The following is a 17494-nucleotide window of genomic DNA, read 5'->3' as shown; positions in this document are numbered from 1 at the left end:
TTTATTTGCGCTTTTATAAATAGATAAGCTTCTTTTCTAATAAAATAATTCAGGATTGCTCCATTAGAAAGTCACGTAATACGACCGCCTGATTGTGCTCGACATCTTTCGCACCAAAAAGCAAAGTGAGGCGTGCACCAGAGGCTTTTGTGAGGGCTTCTTGAATTTCCGCTTGATTGGCTTTCAGCTCGTCGCGATATTTTTCCTGAAACTCAGGCCACTTGGCAATATCATGGTCGAACCACTTTCGAAGCTCTGTTGAAGGGGCCAAGTCTTTGGCCCAAAGATCAATTGCAGCTTTTTCTTTTGTCATCCCGCGTGGCCAAACGCGATCGGCCAAAATCCGAAAACCATCATTCGGCTGCGGTTCGTCATAAATACGTTTGATCTCGATATCGGGCATGGCTTGTTTCAAGACTGGTTGGTGAGGAAACAATAGGTCTATTCACGTCGAGAGCAAGCCCCCGATGACTGTAACGGATCAAAGTCCAAGCTTTATCCAGCCGCGGAAAGAATTCCATCGCTAGTAGAACCCGCCTGTACCGCATGAAGACGCTTGTAACGACCATTCTTAACCGACAACAGTTCCGAATGACTGCCCTGCTCTACGATCTGGCCGCCTTCGACAACCATGATACGATCAGCATTGACGATAGTCGCCAGGCGGTGTGCGATCACAAGCGTTGTACGGCCCACTGAAAGCTCTGAAAGCGATTGCTGAATTGCACGTTCAGTTTCTGTATCCAACGCGGAAGTTGCCTCATCAAGGATCAGGATTGGTGGATTGCGCAGGAAAATACGCGCAATTGCCAAACGCTGCTTTTGTCCTCCAGAGAGCTTGACGCCGCGCTCGCCAATGACCGTATCGTAGCCATCAGGCATAGCTGCAATTACAGCGTCGAGACGTGCGCGACGAGCGGCATCGGCAACTTCTTCATCCGTCGCATCAAGGCGACCATAGGCGATATTCTCGCGGATTGTACCTGCAAACAGGAAAACATCCTGGCTTACAATGCCTATATTGGAGCGCAGCGACTTCAGCGTCATGTCGCGAATGTCAATGCCATCGACGAGAACGGCACCGCCTGTCACTTCATAAAATCGCGGCAGCAGTGAACATATCGTCGTCTTGCCTGCCCCAGAGGAGCCAACAAAAGCAATGGTTTCACCTGCGTTGATGCTCATGTTCAGACCATCAAAAATCGGGCGTTCGGAATTATAGCCAAACTTCACATCGCGATATTCGATGTCGCCTTTGAGGCGCGCAACCGATTTTGCTGTCGGACGATCAGCAATATCCGGGCGGGTATCGAGAAACTGGATGTATCGCTGAAAGCCCGCAATACCTTTCGGATAGGTTTCAATGACCGAGTTGATCTTGTCGATCGGGCGAAAGAACACGTTGACCAGCAGAAGGAAACCAACAAAACCGCCAGCCGTTAGATCGCCTTGCACAACAAACCATGCACCCGCCAGCATAACCACAACCTGAACGAAGCGCATTGATAGATAAGACAATGACATTGAAGCAGCCATGATCTTATAGGCAGCGAGCTTAGTCTTCTGATAGTTTTCATTGCTTTCAGCAAACAGCTTGCGTTCATGGTCTTCGTTCGTGAAGGCTTGAACCACACGAATGCCACCGACATTCTCTTCGATACGGGCATTGAAGTCACCAACACGACGATAGAGAGCGTGCCACGTTGCGGTCATCCGTCCGCCATAACGGAGCGTCACATAAGCGCAAAGCGGTACGATCACAGCTGTTATAAGTGCAAGTGGAACATGAACCCACATCATCAGGCAAAACGCGCCGATGAGCGTCATTATAGCGATAAAGAGATCTTCCGGTCCGTGATGGGCGACCTCCCCAATTTCTTCGAGATCCTTTGTCAGTCTCGCAACCAAGTGTCCGGTTTTTTGATTGTCGAAGAACCCAAATGAAAGCTTCTGCAGGTGGTCGAATGCCTTGCGACGCATCTCGGTTTCGATTTTGATGCCGAGCATGTGACCCCAATAGGTCACAATGACTTGCAGAATGGCATTAAAGACATAAATCGCAAGCAGCCCAACTGCAGCCAGAGCAATAATGCCGAGCTGGCCAGTGGGCAGAAGCCTATCGATGAACAGAGTTACGGCAATTGGAAAGGCCAGTTCCAAAAGACCAGCTGCCACGGCGCTCGAAAAATCCAGCATGAACAACCCGCGATGCGGGCGGTAATATGTGCCGAAGCGCTTCAACAAATCCGCCATGGCATGGCTCCTTCCATTCACAATTAGTAGGGTGCCTAGCGCATTCCTATCGTGAGTGGAAGGCTATTATGACTTCTTGGGTCAGCATTCTTTGGGAATCAGCTTTTTCGGCCTACCCAGCCATAAAACCAACCGCATCCTTGTGCCAGTAACCGGCAACAAGCGTTTCCTCGCGGCTTTTACCCAGTGTCTGACGCCAATGTTGGCGAACAATCTTAGCCTGATCAGCCTCACCCGCAAACCAGCCAAAACTGTCTGGTCCTTCGGGCCACTCAGCTTCGCACAAAATTTGCGTCAGCGTTTCGCCCGCACGCTTTTGATCCGCATCGATAACCCAGTCGACAGAAATACCTTTTGGGTGCTGCAGAGGCTGAACGTCTTTTTCGCTATCGACGGCAATGATGACGCGACCTGTTACGTCTGAGGAAAACTCTTCAAGCATTCGACCAATAGCAGGCAAGCCAGTTGCATCTGCGCCCATAAGATAACGGCTTGCACGGCGCAACGGACGTCCGACTGGTCCCATCAGACCAATCGTATCGCCAATCTTCGCGCCTTTCGCCCATTTGCAGGCAAGGCCTTCTATTTCATGGAGATAGAAGTCGATTTCAAGCCATCCAGCGTCGATATCAAGAGCCCGAATTGTATAAGCGCGCGAATCGGGTCTGCGTTGTTCATCCGGCCAAAATGGCAAGCCATTTGGTCCCATGATGGGCCAGATAGGCTGTGGCACTTCTTCCGTGGGAAGCAGCAGACGAATATGCATCGCCCCAAAGAGGGAAAAACGTTTCAAGTCCTCACCAGCTAGCCGCACGCGCAGCATATGCGGCGTCAACAGACTTGTAGAAATTACCCGCATCAACCGGAACTGCGGCAAAACCTGTTCACCAGCACGATCGCCTTGCCAAACGATCTCCGGCGCTTCTTCCTTGGTGTAGAGTTTGATGGCAACGGCTGCGAGATCTTTAAGGCGATGCAGACCGATGTCTTCTTCTGCAAGCAAGGAAGCGCGATAGCCACTATCAGCAGCATCAATCTCGATCCGACCGAATTCATAAGTGAACTCGTGGCGGCTTTCGTGACTGTTATATTGCGCCTGATAAGAGTTGAGCCGATCAATGATGTTCGGCAGATAGGCTTCGCCTTTCAGAAGGCGAATATGGGAATGGCTTGTCAGCTTGGAGGTCAGTGCTGATGACATCTTGGACACGGCTTTTCTCAATCTATGTTTTCTGGAATCTCACTATCATAAACTTGAGAATTCGGGAAAACTTTTATCGTTCAGATGAGTGATTGGCAGACGAAGCAATTTGTAGCCTCGCCTGCCCCATGATCAGCCACCAATGCGACCTGTGATAGCGATCTTGAAGGTTCGCCCCTTTGCCTGCTCAATATCCGTACTCGTCGCCCAACCAGTCTGGGCGTCGGTATAGGCTTTGTTGAAGAGGTTATCGACGCCCAAGTCGAGCTTCACATTGTCGGTGACTTGCCAGTTGGCAAAGGCATTAACGAGATCGACACGCGGGTAAACCTTGACGCCACCGGTTGTCAGTGCGCGATTGACCTTGCCGACGCTCTGATATTCGACACCATAAACGAGCTTCTCTTCAAATGCCTTGAGGCCAAGCGTTGCACTGAAATTGTTGAGCGGCGTGTTGCTCAGGCTTTCTCCTTTGTAAACGCCGTCTTTCATTTCGGCATCCGTGTAAGAAGCAGCCAGGTTCACATAGCCCCACCAATTGTCATAAGTGCCTTCCAGCTCAATACCCTGCAAGCGTGCAGCGCCGACGTTTTCAGATGTTGTTACGTTCCCGGTTTTCACAGTGTTGATGTAGTTCTTGACGTCTGTATGGAATAGATTGAGCTTGGCACGAACCTGATCGCCTGCATCCAGAATACCGTCTTGGCGCAAGTTCACCCCAAATTCATAGGAGGTTGCGACTTCGGGCTTGAGAAGCAGATTTGGTTCATATCCCGAGCCATGTGCGCCGTTTTGCCTGAACATATCCTGCATATGAGGAACGCGATAACCTTGGGAATAGAGACCGTAAAACTGAACGCCGTCCCATGGTGTTACACCGACGCTGAAGCGTGGCGAAACGCGATTGCCGTCGACGTTGACCTCTTCCGAGGGCAGAATATTCGTTGCCTTGGTCGTGCCATCGAGACGGTATCCGTCATAACGCAAAGCGCCAATCAGTTCGAGCCACTTCTGATAATCGCCCTGCCACTGAACAACGCCACCATAGGCCTGCTGTTCACCATTACCGAAGTTGTCGGTGTCGGATTCACCACGCATCTTATAGTAATCCACGCCATAGGTGAGCGTATGGCTCATAGCGCCGGTTTCAAAACGTGAGCTGTTGTAAGCGCGGAAACCTGCCGTCGAGACATCATAATAACGCGTCTTGCCGATATTGGCTTTCGGCCAGACCTGATATTGATCGTTATCCGTATCACTGTAATAGGCGTTGACCGACAGATCCCAGAATGGGTTGTCGTCCGGCTTATAAGTGTAATTACCCGTGTAAGTGCTGACGATGGTTTCGGCATTATAACGCGATAGCGTGCTCGAAGTGGAACCACTGCTGCCGGTCATGATGTCATTATATTTTTGACGCTGGAAACCAAGCTTTATTTCGTGCCCATCTGCAGGACGGATTGTGATCTTGCCAAGCCCGCTGACAACGCGTTCGCCAGTCCAGCGCACGACATCGCCGTCGCCATTCTTATAGGCATCACTGTCGCGATAGTTGATATTACCGATGACATCGAAATTCGGGTTGAAGCGATAGGCGCCGACGGTGCTGGTCATCCAGCCATTGCCGTTGCTTTCATAGCGTAGCTTTTCGCTCAGCGCCCATGTTTCATCATCGCGCAGGAAATCGCCTGCATCTTTGGTTTCGAAAGCAACGAGACCGCCAATGCCACCAGAACCATATGCATTGGATACCGGTCCTCGGATGACCGTTACCTGCTTAAGCATTTCAGGGTCGATATAGAATGAACCCGAGCCATGCCCGACGCGCCAATAGTCCTGACGAGCACCGTCTATCGTTACCGCAACCCGACCATATTCCTGAAGGCCGCGAATGTTAATGGATGTTGCAGGGTCATCGCCATTCAGAGATGCGTGTACGCCCGGTGTCGAACGGAAAAGGTCGGCCGGTGTTGTTGCCTGAATACGATCGAGCTGCTGTTGTGTAATGACACTGGTCGAGGCCATTGCATCAATCGCAGCCTGGTTCTGGATTGTCGGCGAAATAGTGATGGTGTCTAGTTGAAGAGCTTGCTCTTTCTTTTGAGCTGGCTGTGCTTCTTCCGTCGCCTTCTGATTCTGAACTGTCGCGATTTGTCTCAGATTTTGTCCAAAAGCAGGCATTGCTGCCAACAAACTCAAACCAATCGCCCCGCTTAAAACCGTCGTTTCCAACAGATAACCGCCGCGCTTCGACTTCATTTTCATTGCAACCCCCGTATTGGCTTTCACCGCCATGCCATTAAGATGATAAAAAGACTCATATTAATTGGGAGGCTATATTAATCCTGATGGAATGAGTCAACTTTAATTATATAATGGTGGCCATGGCTATGCGTACGGTTGTGAAATGTGAAGCATTGCAGCGCTTTAATCGATTAAAGAATTGAACACCTTCACGACTAGTTAAAGTTAAAAGGTGAGTCTCAGGCGTGTAAGTTTTTACAGGGTTATTAAAAAATTTCTTATTACATGATGATTGACGAAGTGGCTGCCGTTACAGCTTGATGGCTATTTAATAGTGTTGGTTTTACATGCAATAATTTCAGTAAATACTGAAAATGAAAGTACGTATAAAGGGGTTGCTTTTTGATTAAGTGCCGTTATTGTCGGCCGCACTTGGAGGAGTATAGAGCCGCCCCAGCGCGTATATCGCTGCGGGGCGGTTTCTTTATTTAAGCTATTCGTAAATGCATAACTGCATTGCGGTATCGCCTCTTGTAAGTGCCAAGCCTAGCACCTATTTTGGGCTTGTTCAGTTTCACTCCTCCTCCCAGAAACTGAACCCTAAGCGCGGCACTCCTCCTCCCAGTCGCGCTTTTCAGATCAGCCCGCTGCACACTCCTCCTCCCAGTGCAGTGGGCGTTCTTGTTTTTAAGCCCGGCATTGTTTGAGATTTTTAATCTGATTCTGACAGAGGCTGGATTTTCGTGTTTTGCTCTTGAGCTAGAAGCGACCAGGCAGCAATGAACATTGCTGCAATCATCGGGCCGACGACAAATCCATTGATCCCTACCAGGGAAATGCCGCCGATCGTCGAGATGAGCACGACAAAATCGGGCATACGCGTGCCTTTGCCAACCAATGGCGGACGCAAGAGATTGTCGATCAGGCCAATTATCAAAACGCCAACCAGTATCAGAATGATTGTCTGGACCCACATACCGTTGACTGCAAACCATATGGCTGCAGGTCCCCACACAAGGGAAGCGCCGACAACTGGGAGCAGTGAGAAGATCGTCATCATCACACCCCACAGCAACGCGGCCTCAATACCAAGGAGCCAGAACGTAACCCCGCCAATCGTCCCCTGAACGAGTGCGATAATAATATTACCTTTTACGGTGGCGCGAATGACGGCAGCAAACTTCTCGACGAACTGGTTCTTGTAATCTTCGCTGAGAGGGATTGCCTGACGGATCTTCTCACCCAGTTCCGCGCCATCGCGGAACAGGAAAAAAAGCAGGTAGATCATGATGCCAAAGCTGATTAAAAACTGCAGAGTATTCTGACCAAAACTTACAAGGCGGCTCGCAAAAATCTGACTGCCTTGAAGAATACCGCCGGTAATACGCGTGCGCCATTCTGCGAAAGTGCCGAGTTCAAAGCGCACCATCCACTCTTCCAATGTATCGGGAAGCGCCGCCAATATGCGCGTAATGTAGCTGTTTAGATCAAATTCACGCGTACTCAGACGCTGATAGAGAGAGTTTCCCTCCTGAACAAGCGATCCAAAAATCAGCAGTGTCGGGATGATGACAAGGCAGATACACATGAGTACCGACAGAAAAGCTGCTATGTTTCTGCGACCACGCAACAGTCGGACAAGGCGTTGCTGTACTGGAAAAAAGATAAGCGCGAGGATTACTCCCCAGAGAACAGCCGAATAATACGGAATGAGCAGCCATGCGAAGGCTATAGTGACCAGAGCTAGAAGAATGTAGAAACTTGCGCGCTGGACGGACATGGCATCTCTTTTAATTGAAGACGGGTGGCAAACGTGACCGCTATTCGTTTTACATTCAATAGCTATTAAGACATTCGATGAGCAAAACTAATTGAACTTTGGTTAAGTCGACGAATCATCGATGCCTTTTAGATATCAAGTGCGTCTGCATTTTTGTAGCATCACACGCCTGTTTTGTTTTACTTTTCTACGTGCAGGATTCAGCGTAAGTCTCTAAAAATAAACTATTTTATTTATTACTAATATCCATTGTAACCGACCTTCCTCTGTATTCTTCATGATGAGGATTAATATTGTTGACACCTGCATACTTTGCCGGACTTAGTATGATTGCCAATTATCAGTCCGGGCCGGAGATTTATAAATATGTCAGAGAAAACAGAGGTGTATGGCGGGTTGCACTCGTGGCGGCCAATGAGTTCGATCTGCTGAGCCAGCGCGATAGTGATATTGAAGCTGCAAAGGCACTTGGCCTTCTCGATCTTGTTGAGATTGCGGGGGCATTCTATCCTGGCGGGCTTTGTAGCCGAGCTTTTACCAAGTTGTTCTCTGATTATTGCTCTGTACTGGCAACGTTGGGAAACGACTTGTTGCAGCCATACGCATAACGCGCTCGTTGTTGCGATATAACGACATAGATCCAATGAGGCGTCTGCATTGATGTAAACACACATTCTAGACTTTCTCACGGGTCTCAATCTTGACGGGACTGAGAAAGAACAAAAGCGTCTTTCTGACATTCTTAGCTAATTAAAAAAGGCTGATCTTTGATCAGCCTTTTTATCAAATCTAACGCGGAAACCTCTGATTTTCTTCAAGAACATTCAAATCCATATGATTGCGCATATAGCGTTCTGATGCCTTCTGCAGAGGTTGGTAGTCCCAAGGATAGTAAGCGCCGTTGCGAAGAGCAGGATAAACCACATGGCGCCGCGCCTGACTGGCTCGCACCTGGCTATCATACAATTCAAGGTTCCAACGCTTCTCGGCTGCATCGACAAGGCGTTCAAACACGTCTTTATGTTTTGCAGAAGTAGCCAGATTTTCCAACTCATCAGGATCACGGGCAAGATTGAATAGCTGTGGCGGATCCACTCTGCAGAGGTTTATCTTCCAGTTCCCTTCTCGAAGTGAAACCATCGGTGCGACTGTTCCTTCTGCTGCATATTCCATAGGAACTGCACCTCTTAAACTAGCACCGGATGCAACACCGAGGAGCGAAACGCCGTCAGTCCATGGCATAATACCGTTTAGGTCAATGCCTGCGAGGTCAGACAAAGTTGGCAAAACATCAAGGGTCGATACCGCCTGTTCGACTAAACCCGGTTTTAGCTGGGGTGCTGCGATCATCAACGGCACGCGCGCTGAGCCTTCAAAGAAGTTCATTTTGAACCAAAGACCACGCTCACCGAGCATATCACCATGATCGGATGTAAAGACGATCAATGTATTGTCGCTCATCCCACATCGCTCTATTGCATCAAGCAAATTGCCAATCTTCTCATCTACATAGGAGATATTTGCAAAATAGGCCTGGCGGGCAGCCCTTACCTCCTTGGACGTGAGATCATAGTCTTCAGCCTTGCAAGCGCGCAGCAGGCGCTCACTGTGGGGATCGATTTCACCTTCAGGCAAAGGTGCGATCTTCGGATCAAGCTCTGGAATATCTGCGTAGAGATCATAGAAGCGCTTGCGGGCTACATAAGGATCGTGCGGGTGGGTGAAACTTACAGTCAGGCACCATGGGCGATCATCGTGGCCGCGAGCAAGGTCATAAAGTTTCGCTTCGGCTTGATATGCAACCTCGTCATCATATTCGAGCTGATTGGTGATCTCGGCAGAACCGGCTCCCGTGATCGAACCGAGATTATGATACCACCAGTCAATACGCTCACCCGGCTTACGGTAATCTGGCGTCCAGCCAAAATCGGCAGGATAAATATCTGTGGTCAGACGTTGTTCAAAACCATGCAGCTGGTCCGGTCCGACAAAATGCATCTTGCCAGATAATGCTGTTTGGTAGCCCGCATTGCGCAAATGATGCGCATAGGTGGGTATTTCTGACGAAAACTCAGCAGCATTGTCATAGACGCCTGTTCGGGAAGGCAGCTGTCCTGACATGAAGGATGCGCGTGCGGGTGCGCAGAGTGGGCTTGCTGTATAGCAATTTGCAAAGCGTGCCGAGCGCTCAGCTAACTTGCGCAGGTGGGGCGTATGCAGAAAATCAGCAGGTCCGTCGGGGAAGAACGTTCCGTTCAACTGATCGGCCATCAGAACGAGGATGTTCGGTTTTTTCATTTGGCTAAGACCGTAAATGGAAATAAATCAAAATGCAGAATGGCGGGCGTCGAGAACGCCCGCCTAAAAGCATGTTCAGTGCAGGTTATAGACCGAATTTGGCTTTCACTGCTGCGGCACCCGGCTCACCTTTAAAGGTCGTCACACCTTCCAGCCACTTGTCGATATGTTCTGGGTTGGCTTTCAACCAAGCAGTAGCTGCAGCTGGACCTTCCGCTCCTTCGTTCAGGATTTTATCCATCAATTCATTCTCGATATCGACCGTGAAGACGAGATTTTTAAACAAGTTCGCAGCATTTGGACATTGCGCAGCCCAACCGGTACGCGAAAGCGTGTAAACCTCTGCGCCACCAAAGTTGGGGCCGAAATAATCGTCACCGCCCGACAGATATTCTATATTAAGTTTGGTGTTCATTGGATGTGGTGCCCAAGCAAGGAAGACCACCCATTGCTTGTCTTTATTTCGACGATCGACCTGCGCAAGCATGGCCTGCTCACTCGATTCCACAATATTCCAGCCATCCAGCTTGAATTTCTTATCTTCGATGATTTTTTGGATATTCTGGTTTGCCGGAGCGCCTGGCTCAATACCGTAAATCTCTTTGCCAAATTTGTCAGCATGAGCTGACAGGTCGGCAAAGTCTTTTACGCCCTCTTTTGCTACATAATCCGGCACAGCGAGAGTGAATTTGGCGCCTTCAAGATTTTTGACCAGAACTTCAGAAGCCTTTGCTTTATCGAGATCGTCACGGAACTTCTGCTGTGCTGGCATCCAGTTGCCGAGGAATACATCGATGTTGCTGGTCTTGAGGGCTTCATATCCAATCGGTACCGACATGGTTTTTACATCGGCCTTATAGCCCAGCCCATCCAACAGTACGCTTGCGATGGCGTTTGTGGATGTAATGTCGGTCCAGCCTGGATCGGAAAGACGGATAGTTTCACATGCAGCAGGATCTGCTGCAGCAGCCGCGCCCGTAAGCCCCGTGAACGCTGCCAATGCTAATGCCGTCAATTTGAGATAGCGCATTCTTTTCCCCTGTTTGGCTTTAACGAAACCCGCTCGGTAAAATCAAATTTCGTTATGTCTTGCATTCTGCCTTTAAGGAAAACATCTTTAAGGATAAGGGAAAAGACATTCATTTTTTATTGCAGATATAAAGGGTGTTTATGGTTTCTCCATCTTGGGATGTTGGCAGTCTTGGTGTTTTTGAAGCGGTGGGGCGGTTGGAAAATCTGACCCTTGCAGCGCGTGAATTGGGGATGACGCAACCTGCTGTTAGCTATCAAATAAAACGCATGGAGGAACGTCTGGGCGTCTCACTCTTCGCCAGACGGGCGCGCGGGGTCGAAATCTTGGCCGAAGGACGCATACTTTATGAGGCTGTGCGGCAAGGGTTGAATGGAATCGACGAGGCTATCCAGCAGATCAAGCGTAAACAGCGCATGCCGGGGCTTCGGATTGCTACGGATTATGGCTTTGCTGCCTTCTGGTTGATGCCGCGTGTTGCAAATTTTCGACCAAAGTATCCCGATGTTGACGTTCGCATTACAGCGTCTTCGATGCTGCAGCCTCTCGATCATAGGGAGGCGGACATCTCTGTTCTGTTCGGATCGCGCGAGGATTTTCCCAAAGATGCTGTCTCTTTTGTCGGGGAATCCGTTGTGCCGGTCTGCTCTCCCGGCTTTCTGGAACGTAATGGCCCATTTCCGAATGGAAAAGGTTTAAGTTCGACAGCACTTTTGCACCTCGATACTCTCCAAGGTGATCGATGGTACACTTGGCAGACCTGGCTTGACTCTATTGGTGAGGAAATTGAGGACGGAAATTACGGTTTGGTGTTTAATACCTATAATTTGGTGCTCGAAGCAGCAATTGCGGAACAGGGCGTGGCTCTTGGTTGGGCCGGTCTGATTGATGGTGCGATCAAGCGAGGGCAACTCGTTCCGGCTTGCGACGTCACCCTCAAGAGCAAAAAAGGCTATTGGCTAGTTTTCAATCCCGATATTTCAGCGGCCAGCAAAGCATTATGCATGGAACTGCTCGAGTCCCACCCGAACTTATAAAAACTTGAAGGCAAGACCTGAGATCAAAGCTTTGACGTAGCGTTGCTTTTGAAAATCGCCATTTAGCGATATTCGTTTTATGGCCGTCGGTCTCAACGCGTCAGAATGTTGGAGGACCGCTGGCTGTGTTGTGACCGCTACCTGAAAGCCAGCTTTTGCGACCATCTCGATTTCACGTTCTCCAACCGCGGAACACCAGCCGTATGGATAGGAAAACGATTTTGGCCGATAGCCCACGACCTGCTCTATTGCGGCTTGAGATGCCTTTATTTCATTTGTGAGGCGTTCTTCGCTTACGCGCCGAAGATTGACATGCGTGATCGTGTGTCCGCCAATATGAGCGAGCGGATCAGTAGCCAGTGCTTTAAGTTCGGTCTGATTCATAACCAAGCTATCAACGATGGCTCGCGGATCAATATCGCATTGGCTAACGGCTAGATCATCAATTTGGCGGACAGCTTCGTCTTCATCGAAAGTGCGAACGAAAGCGGCTAGTCGGTCAAAAGCCACATATTTTTGCGCGACCGTTTTGGTGCATAAGGTCTCAGGCCCTCTACCAAAGTCGAAGCTAATCTCCGTTGTCTTTCTCAAGAGTGCTTCCGTCGTTTCCCACCAGATTGTGTGGGTGCGATCGACAAAGCCCATCGTCGGAAAAACCGTGTAGGGGATTCCGAATTTGTGGAAGATCGGAGCAGCAATCTCAGCGTTGTTGCGATAGCCGTCATCAAAAGTGAAAGCTACGAATTTTCGATTATCTGACTTATTTGAAAGTAACGCGGGAAGATCGTGCAGATGAACAGGCACAAGACCGGCAGCAAACGCAATATCGATTGTATCTGTCAGAAACTCAGGTGTAACCGATAAAATGGAGTTTGGGCGAAACTCATCAGTTTTATCCGCGCCGATATGATGCAAAGTAAAGATTACACCTCGCCCACCGCTGGATGGAAACAACTTACCCAGACCGGAAAATGCAATTGCATCCAATCCTCTTCGGATTGCTGCATATCGCATATTTCGCATGAATGATTGCAATCGCACCATGTTTCAAAACATCCCCGGACACTGACATACGCTAAGACTGCACGAATGCAAGGTCTGTGTCAGAGGCCTGCGCTTCTTTGAACTCACGTTGCAACCAGTCCATGAAAACACGCACGCGCGGAGAAAGCTGCCTCTCTCGCCTATAGAGCAAAGATACTGGTGTCGGTTTTGGAGGAAAATCAGCTAGAACCTCAAGCAATTCACCAGCTTCAAGCGATTTCTGTACGTGATAAATGGGAACCTGAATAAGTCCGAGACCAAGACAAGCGGCTGATACGTAACTTTCAGCAGCATTAACTGACATTGGCGCGGGCAGACCAAACTCCACCACCCTGCCTGCGACGGTAAATTCAAGCGGGAGCAACCCGCCTGTCGATGTCGAATGAAAACCGACCATGTGATGGCCATTTGTTAGCTCGTCTGGATGTGCGGGCATACCGTGACGCTCGAGATAGGTCGGGGAAGCCAATGTGACCTCTTTCAATAAAGCGACACGACGAGCGATCATATCACTGTCCTGCAGAACGCCTGCCCTCAGAACACAATCGATGCCTTCGCGAACAAGATCGACAAAGCGATCACCTTCGCTCATATAAATTTCGATATCGGGGTATGTTTGAAAGAAACGCGGCAATGCAGGCATCAGGAAATGCCGGGCTAATGTTCCATGCACATCGATACGCAATAGACCCTTAGGCTTTGCACCGGCAAACGCACCCTCCGCGTCTTCCAGCTCCTCAAGGATAGAAATGCAGCGGCGGTAATAGGCCTCACCGTCTAGTGTTGGACTAACGTGGCGCGTAGTTCGCTGTAGAAGGCATACACCCAGACGTTTCTCTAGCTGCTTAATTGCATCTGTTACAGTTGAGCGCGGCAGGCCTAAATCTTCTGCTGCGAGCGTGAAACTGCGTCGTTCCGCTACACGAGTAAAAACCCGCATGGCATCAAATCGGTCCATGATACTATTCGCCATTTTCGGATAGTGATGCCGAATTATGGATGATTATTCGGAATTATAGAAGCGCTATGTTTCGTCTCAAAGGTGAAAAGCGCATTCGCAATGCGCCGCAATCTGATGGATTTTTTAAACGCGTATCTTAAGGAAATTAGGCTCATGTCAGCAAACAAGGACAAAGTTTCAATCGTTACGGGCGCATCGCGTGGTATCGGGGCTGCTATCGCACGTCGGTTAGCCTCTGATGGCTTTACCGTAATCGTGAATTATGCTGGTAACAAAAATGCTGCTGAAAAATTAGTCGCAGAAATTATCCAGTCAGGCGGTCGGGCCGTCGCTCATCAAGCAGACGTGAGCGTTGCTGCGGCCGTTAAGCATATGTTTGAAAGTGCCGAATCCGCCTTTGGTGGAGTTGATGTGTTGGTCAACAATGCTGGTATTATGAAACTTGCTTCCGTAAAGGACGGCGATGACTCAGTCATTGATAGCCAGATTGCGATTAATCTGAAGGGCAGCATTTACACGATGAGAGAGGCTGCCCAGCGCTTGCGTGATGGTGGTCGTATCGTCAACTTCTCAACAAGTGTGGTTGGTCTGAAGCTTGAAAACTATGGTGTTTATGCAGCAACCAAGGCTGCAGTCGAAACCCTCACAGGAATACTTGCCAAGGAATTGCGCGGTCGAAATATCACAGTGAACGCGGTTGCACCGGGACCGACGGCAACTGATTTGTTTTTAAATGGCAAATCTGACGAACTGATTGAGCGGATGGCAAAAATGAACCCGTTGGAGCGCCTTGGAACTCCGGAGGACATCGCATCTTTAGTGGATTTCCTTGTCGGCGAAGATGGTCGCTGGATAAATGGACAGGTTCTGCGTGCCAATGGTGGCATGATCTAAGATAACAATGGGCGAGGAAGTTCCGTTCCTCGCCCATTCTGCATAATCAGGATTTTTGGCCAACGGTATTCCAAAGTGGTTCTACAACTTTGGCTATAATAATCACTATTGCTGAACCGAGAGCAAAGCCGAAGACACCATCAGCAAAGGCCGTGGCGAACCAGTTAACAGTTCCCGAGAGGCCGGCCGACACGAACGCAGCCAGATTGCCGGCTGTTTCGGAAATCCATGCAAATGGCTGATGGACGCCAAGTTCATGAAGGCCATGAATAAAGATATTGCCGCCCACCCATAACATTGCGGCTGTTCCAATTATGGTGAGAAGAAGCAGGAGCTGAGGTACGGCGCGGACTGTCCATCGGCCCAATGCGCGTGTCACCGAAAGCCGTCCTTTCCTAGCCATTAGGACGCCGAAATCATCAAGCTTTACGATGACAGCAACGACGCCATAGACCAAAACCGTGATCATAATGCCGACAACAATCAGCGTAAAAAGCTCGATCCAGATTGAATTAGTTTCAATCATGGAAAGCGCTAGTGTCATGATTTCAGCGGATAGGATGAGATCGGTCTTGATTGCACCTGCAACGCGCTTTTCTTCCAATGCAGTTGGATCTTTTTCTTTTGAACCTCCATCCTCATGATCGTCCTTGCTTGGGAATAGTTTGTGCCAGACTTTCTCTGCGCCTTCGAAGCAAAGATAAGCGCCACCGATCATTAAAAGCGCGGTGATGGCGATCGGCAAAAAATAATCCAGCGCCAAGAGTACCGGTATAAGCAGGCCTTTATTTCGAAGACTACCTATCGCGATTTTGCCTATCATTGGCAATTCACGCGCAGCAGCTATCCCAACAACATAATTCGGTGTAACAGCAGCGTCGTCGATCAGGACGCCAATGGTTTTGCTGCCAGCTTTCGCAGCATTTGCGGATATATCATCGACCGAAGCCGCAGCAATTTTTGCGATAGCTGCAACGTCATCCAGAAGGGCAAGAAAGCCGCTCATATAGAATTCTCCGCTTAACGCGTTAGTATCTGCGCGTCGTGCCTGCATATGTGACGGGGGTGTCACGCGACCTTACATTGCAGACTCGGGATTATTTGGGCAAGCAGTGCTTTCTTCCCCGTTCCTTGTTTTATCGCGTATTTGCTTATCCAGATTGAAATGCTGAAAATGCAAAAAGGCGGCTGATGCCGCCTTCAAGCTTAGAATATCTCGATTTTCGCGAAGCCTACCGAGCAGCGAGAATCCCTGCGATAAGGCCGGTTGCAGCTGTGATGAGTAGGTATTGGTTATCAACCTTTACCCAATGCTGACCGCGACCTGGTTTGCGCAGGCCATAACGCTTGTAGTCGCGGATTTCCTGATGACGGCGCCAGTCACCGTAGCGCTCGCCACGCGACCACCGTTTGTGGCCCTGATCACGGCGGTCATGACGCTGGAATTCCTTCCCATGCGACGGACGGGATGGCTCTACGCGATTGTATCCAGGCTTACGTGGTTGATGATAATCTTGAGCTTGTGCAAGAGGCGCTCCAGCGAACGAGAGAGCAATGGCGGCGAGAAAGGCTTTCTTAATCATGGGACACTCCTTTTGTGTTGGACCGAATTTATCGCCGCCGGAGTGAACAAGAGATGAATGAAGGGCTTTCCAAACATTAAATAAAATCAATGTGATCGAAACATAAAATGGCGGCAAAAAAGATTATAATCTTTAATGCCGCCCGAGTAACAAACGTCTCATCTCGTCATGCCATATAGAGCATCAGGGGAATAAGAACGAGAAACGCCGCTGCAATACCTGTTTCAATCTTCGAATATAACAGCATAGCAAACTCCGTCATGGTTAATGATAGATTAAGAACGCAGGTATTCCGATTTGGTTCAATTAATGTGAAAAATTCCGAGCATCTCGCCTAGATAGGTCTGCCGATTGAGCCCGTTCATTTTCGGCGTTCGCGGAGGCATGACAACAATGAGAAAAAATAAGCAGCGTCCGCCAACGGAAGATTCCGATATGCGCGGACGCCGAGCAAGCTGGTTCATCGTAAAATAGAAGGAGCCGGAAGATCAGCAGAGGCCGTCAGCCAAGTCGCATGATTGCCTTCTTCCGATTGATTGGCTTGTAGTGTATCGGACGTCGCCCTGACATCTTGGACGACGCTTATCTGCCATCAGGGTTTTCATTCCAAGCCCCAGGATCACAAGCCGAAATGGCTATGGTTGCTTTATTAAAGCCTATCGCCATCGTCTCAAAAGACGAGTTTCCTGCCATAGAAGCGTCGACCGGGAACTGCTTGCCTGATTACTGACCGGCCATGAAGGCGTTGTATTCCTGCAATTGCTTAGTGCGCGTTTCAATCACGCTTGCCCGACAGTTGGGATAGTTGAGAATTTGACCTTCCCTACCCCAGTCTCCGTTCGCATAAAGATTACACGACGATTCCTTATAACTGTTCCATAGACGCTGTTCTGCAAGCAAATCGGTTTTGGATTGTCCGTCAGCCTTACTGTACGCTTTTTTCCACGTCGCATTCAGCTTATCATCGGCACGCTTCAGCCAGTCGCCACCACACTGCGACCAGGCACTATTGCTCCCGTCTGATTTACTGATGCATTTATCGTAGATTTTATCTGCCAGAACTGGAGTGGCAGATACAGTGATTATCGCGGCTAGAAGCGCTCTTTTCATAAAATACACCCTATTGAGCCTTCTTATATTAATGAAGCGATCCAATTATAAGTCAAGCG

The 17494-nt window shown here is 49.3% G+C and carries 14 protein-coding genes and 1 pseudogene; 3 read left to right on the top strand and 12 right to left on the bottom strand.

Annotation, left to right across the window (positions count from 1 at the left end):
- Positions 1-49: 49 nt before the first annotated feature.
- The 5 genes from QSJ70_RS05205 to QSJ70_RS05185 all read right to left on the bottom strand — a co-directional run bounded on the left by QSJ70_RS05205 (position 50) and on the right by QSJ70_RS05185 (position 7478).
- Entirely contained in the window at positions 50-403 is a 354-nt protein-coding gene (locus QSJ70_RS05205; RefSeq protein WP_285535056.1) for a DUF488 domain-containing protein, read from the bottom strand.
- 92 nt (positions 404-495) lie between these two features.
- Positions 496-2253, bottom strand: coding sequence for an ABC transporter ATP-binding protein (locus QSJ70_RS05200; RefSeq protein WP_285535055.1), 1758 nt, complete (start codon positions 2251-2253; stop codon positions 496-498).
- A 112-nt stretch (positions 2254-2365) separates the two neighbouring features.
- Positions 2366-3454, bottom strand: coding sequence for a siderophore-interacting protein (locus tag QSJ70_RS05195; RefSeq protein ID WP_285535099.1), 1089 nt, complete (start codon positions 3452-3454; stop codon positions 2366-2368).
- Between the two features lie 132 nt (positions 3455-3586).
- On the bottom strand, positions 3587-5719 hold the full coding sequence (locus QSJ70_RS05190) for a TonB-dependent hemoglobin/transferrin/lactoferrin family receptor (RefSeq protein ID WP_285535054.1): 2133 nt from the start codon (positions 5717-5719) through the stop codon (positions 3587-3589).
- Positions 5720-6410: 691 nt separating this feature from the next.
- Complete coding sequence (locus QSJ70_RS05185) at positions 6411-7478, bottom strand: AI-2E family transporter (RefSeq protein ID WP_285535053.1); 1068 nt, start codon at positions 7476-7478, stop codon at positions 6411-6413.
- Positions 7479-7946: 468 nt separating this feature from the next.
- Here QSJ70_RS05185 and QSJ70_RS27665 point away from each other — a divergent pair.
- A pseudogene (locus QSJ70_RS27665) lies at positions 7947-8228 on the top strand (GntR family transcriptional regulator); the annotation flags it as partial.
- A gap of 39 nt (positions 8229-8267) precedes the next feature.
- Here QSJ70_RS27665 and betC read toward each other — a convergent pair.
- A complete protein-coding gene (gene betC, locus QSJ70_RS05175) occupies positions 8268-9776 on the bottom strand; it encodes a choline-sulfatase (protein ID WP_285535051.1) in 1509 nt (502 codons plus the stop codon).
- 85 nt (positions 9777-9861) lie between these two features.
- Positions 9862-10806, bottom strand: a complete 945-nt coding sequence (gene choX, locus QSJ70_RS05170; RefSeq protein WP_285535050.1) for a choline ABC transporter substrate-binding protein — start codon at positions 10804-10806, stop codon at positions 9862-9864.
- A gap of 140 nt (positions 10807-10946) precedes the next feature.
- Here choX and QSJ70_RS05165 point away from each other — a divergent pair, with 140 nt between their 5' ends.
- Entirely contained in the window at positions 10947-11843 is an 897-nt protein-coding gene (locus QSJ70_RS05165) for a LysR substrate-binding domain-containing protein (protein WP_285535049.1), read from the top strand.
- On the opposite strand, the gene QSJ70_RS05160 is transcribed toward QSJ70_RS05165, so the two are convergent.
- Both QSJ70_RS05160 and QSJ70_RS05155 read right to left on the bottom strand, forming a co-directional pair.
- Complete coding sequence (locus tag QSJ70_RS05160) at positions 11838-12866, bottom strand: polysaccharide deacetylase family protein (protein WP_352230989.1); 1029 nt, start codon at positions 12864-12866, stop codon at positions 11838-11840. The two genes, QSJ70_RS05165 and QSJ70_RS05160, sit on opposite strands and share 6 nt — an antisense overlap.
- Positions 12867-12918: 52 nt before the next feature.
- On the bottom strand, positions 12919-13845 hold the full coding sequence (locus QSJ70_RS05155) for a LysR family transcriptional regulator (RefSeq protein WP_215778938.1): 927 nt from the start codon (positions 13843-13845) through the stop codon (positions 12919-12921).
- Between the two features lie 156 nt (positions 13846-14001).
- Here QSJ70_RS05155 and QSJ70_RS05150 point away from each other — a divergent pair, with 156 nt between their 5' ends.
- Complete coding sequence (locus tag QSJ70_RS05150; protein WP_285535048.1) at positions 14002-14742, top strand: SDR family oxidoreductase; 741 nt, start codon at positions 14002-14004, stop codon at positions 14740-14742.
- 46 nt (positions 14743-14788) lie between these two features.
- On the opposite strand, the gene QSJ70_RS05145 is transcribed toward QSJ70_RS05150, so the two are convergent.
- The 3 genes from QSJ70_RS05145 to QSJ70_RS05135 form a co-directional block, all read right to left on the bottom strand.
- Positions 14789-15748, bottom strand: coding sequence for a DUF808 domain-containing protein (locus QSJ70_RS05145; protein ID WP_215778942.1), 960 nt, complete (start codon positions 15746-15748; stop codon positions 14789-14791).
- Positions 15749-15974: 226 nt separating this feature from the next.
- Positions 15975-16325 (bottom strand): RcnB family protein, encoded by a 351-nt coding sequence (locus QSJ70_RS05140; protein ID WP_215778943.1) that lies wholly within the window; start codon positions 16323-16325, stop codon positions 15975-15977.
- Between the two features lie 723 nt (positions 16326-17048).
- Complete coding sequence (locus QSJ70_RS05135; RefSeq protein ID WP_215778945.1) at positions 17049-17435, bottom strand: lysozyme inhibitor LprI family protein; 387 nt, start codon at positions 17433-17435, stop codon at positions 17049-17051.
- Positions 17436-17494 lie beyond the last annotated feature (59 nt).

It is taken from the genome of Brucella sp. NBRC 12950 (genome assembly GCF_030268145.1).
Lineage (GTDB): Bacteria > Pseudomonadota > Alphaproteobacteria > Rhizobiales > Rhizobiaceae > Brucella.
This window is presented reverse-complemented; position numbering and strand designations above follow the sequence as displayed.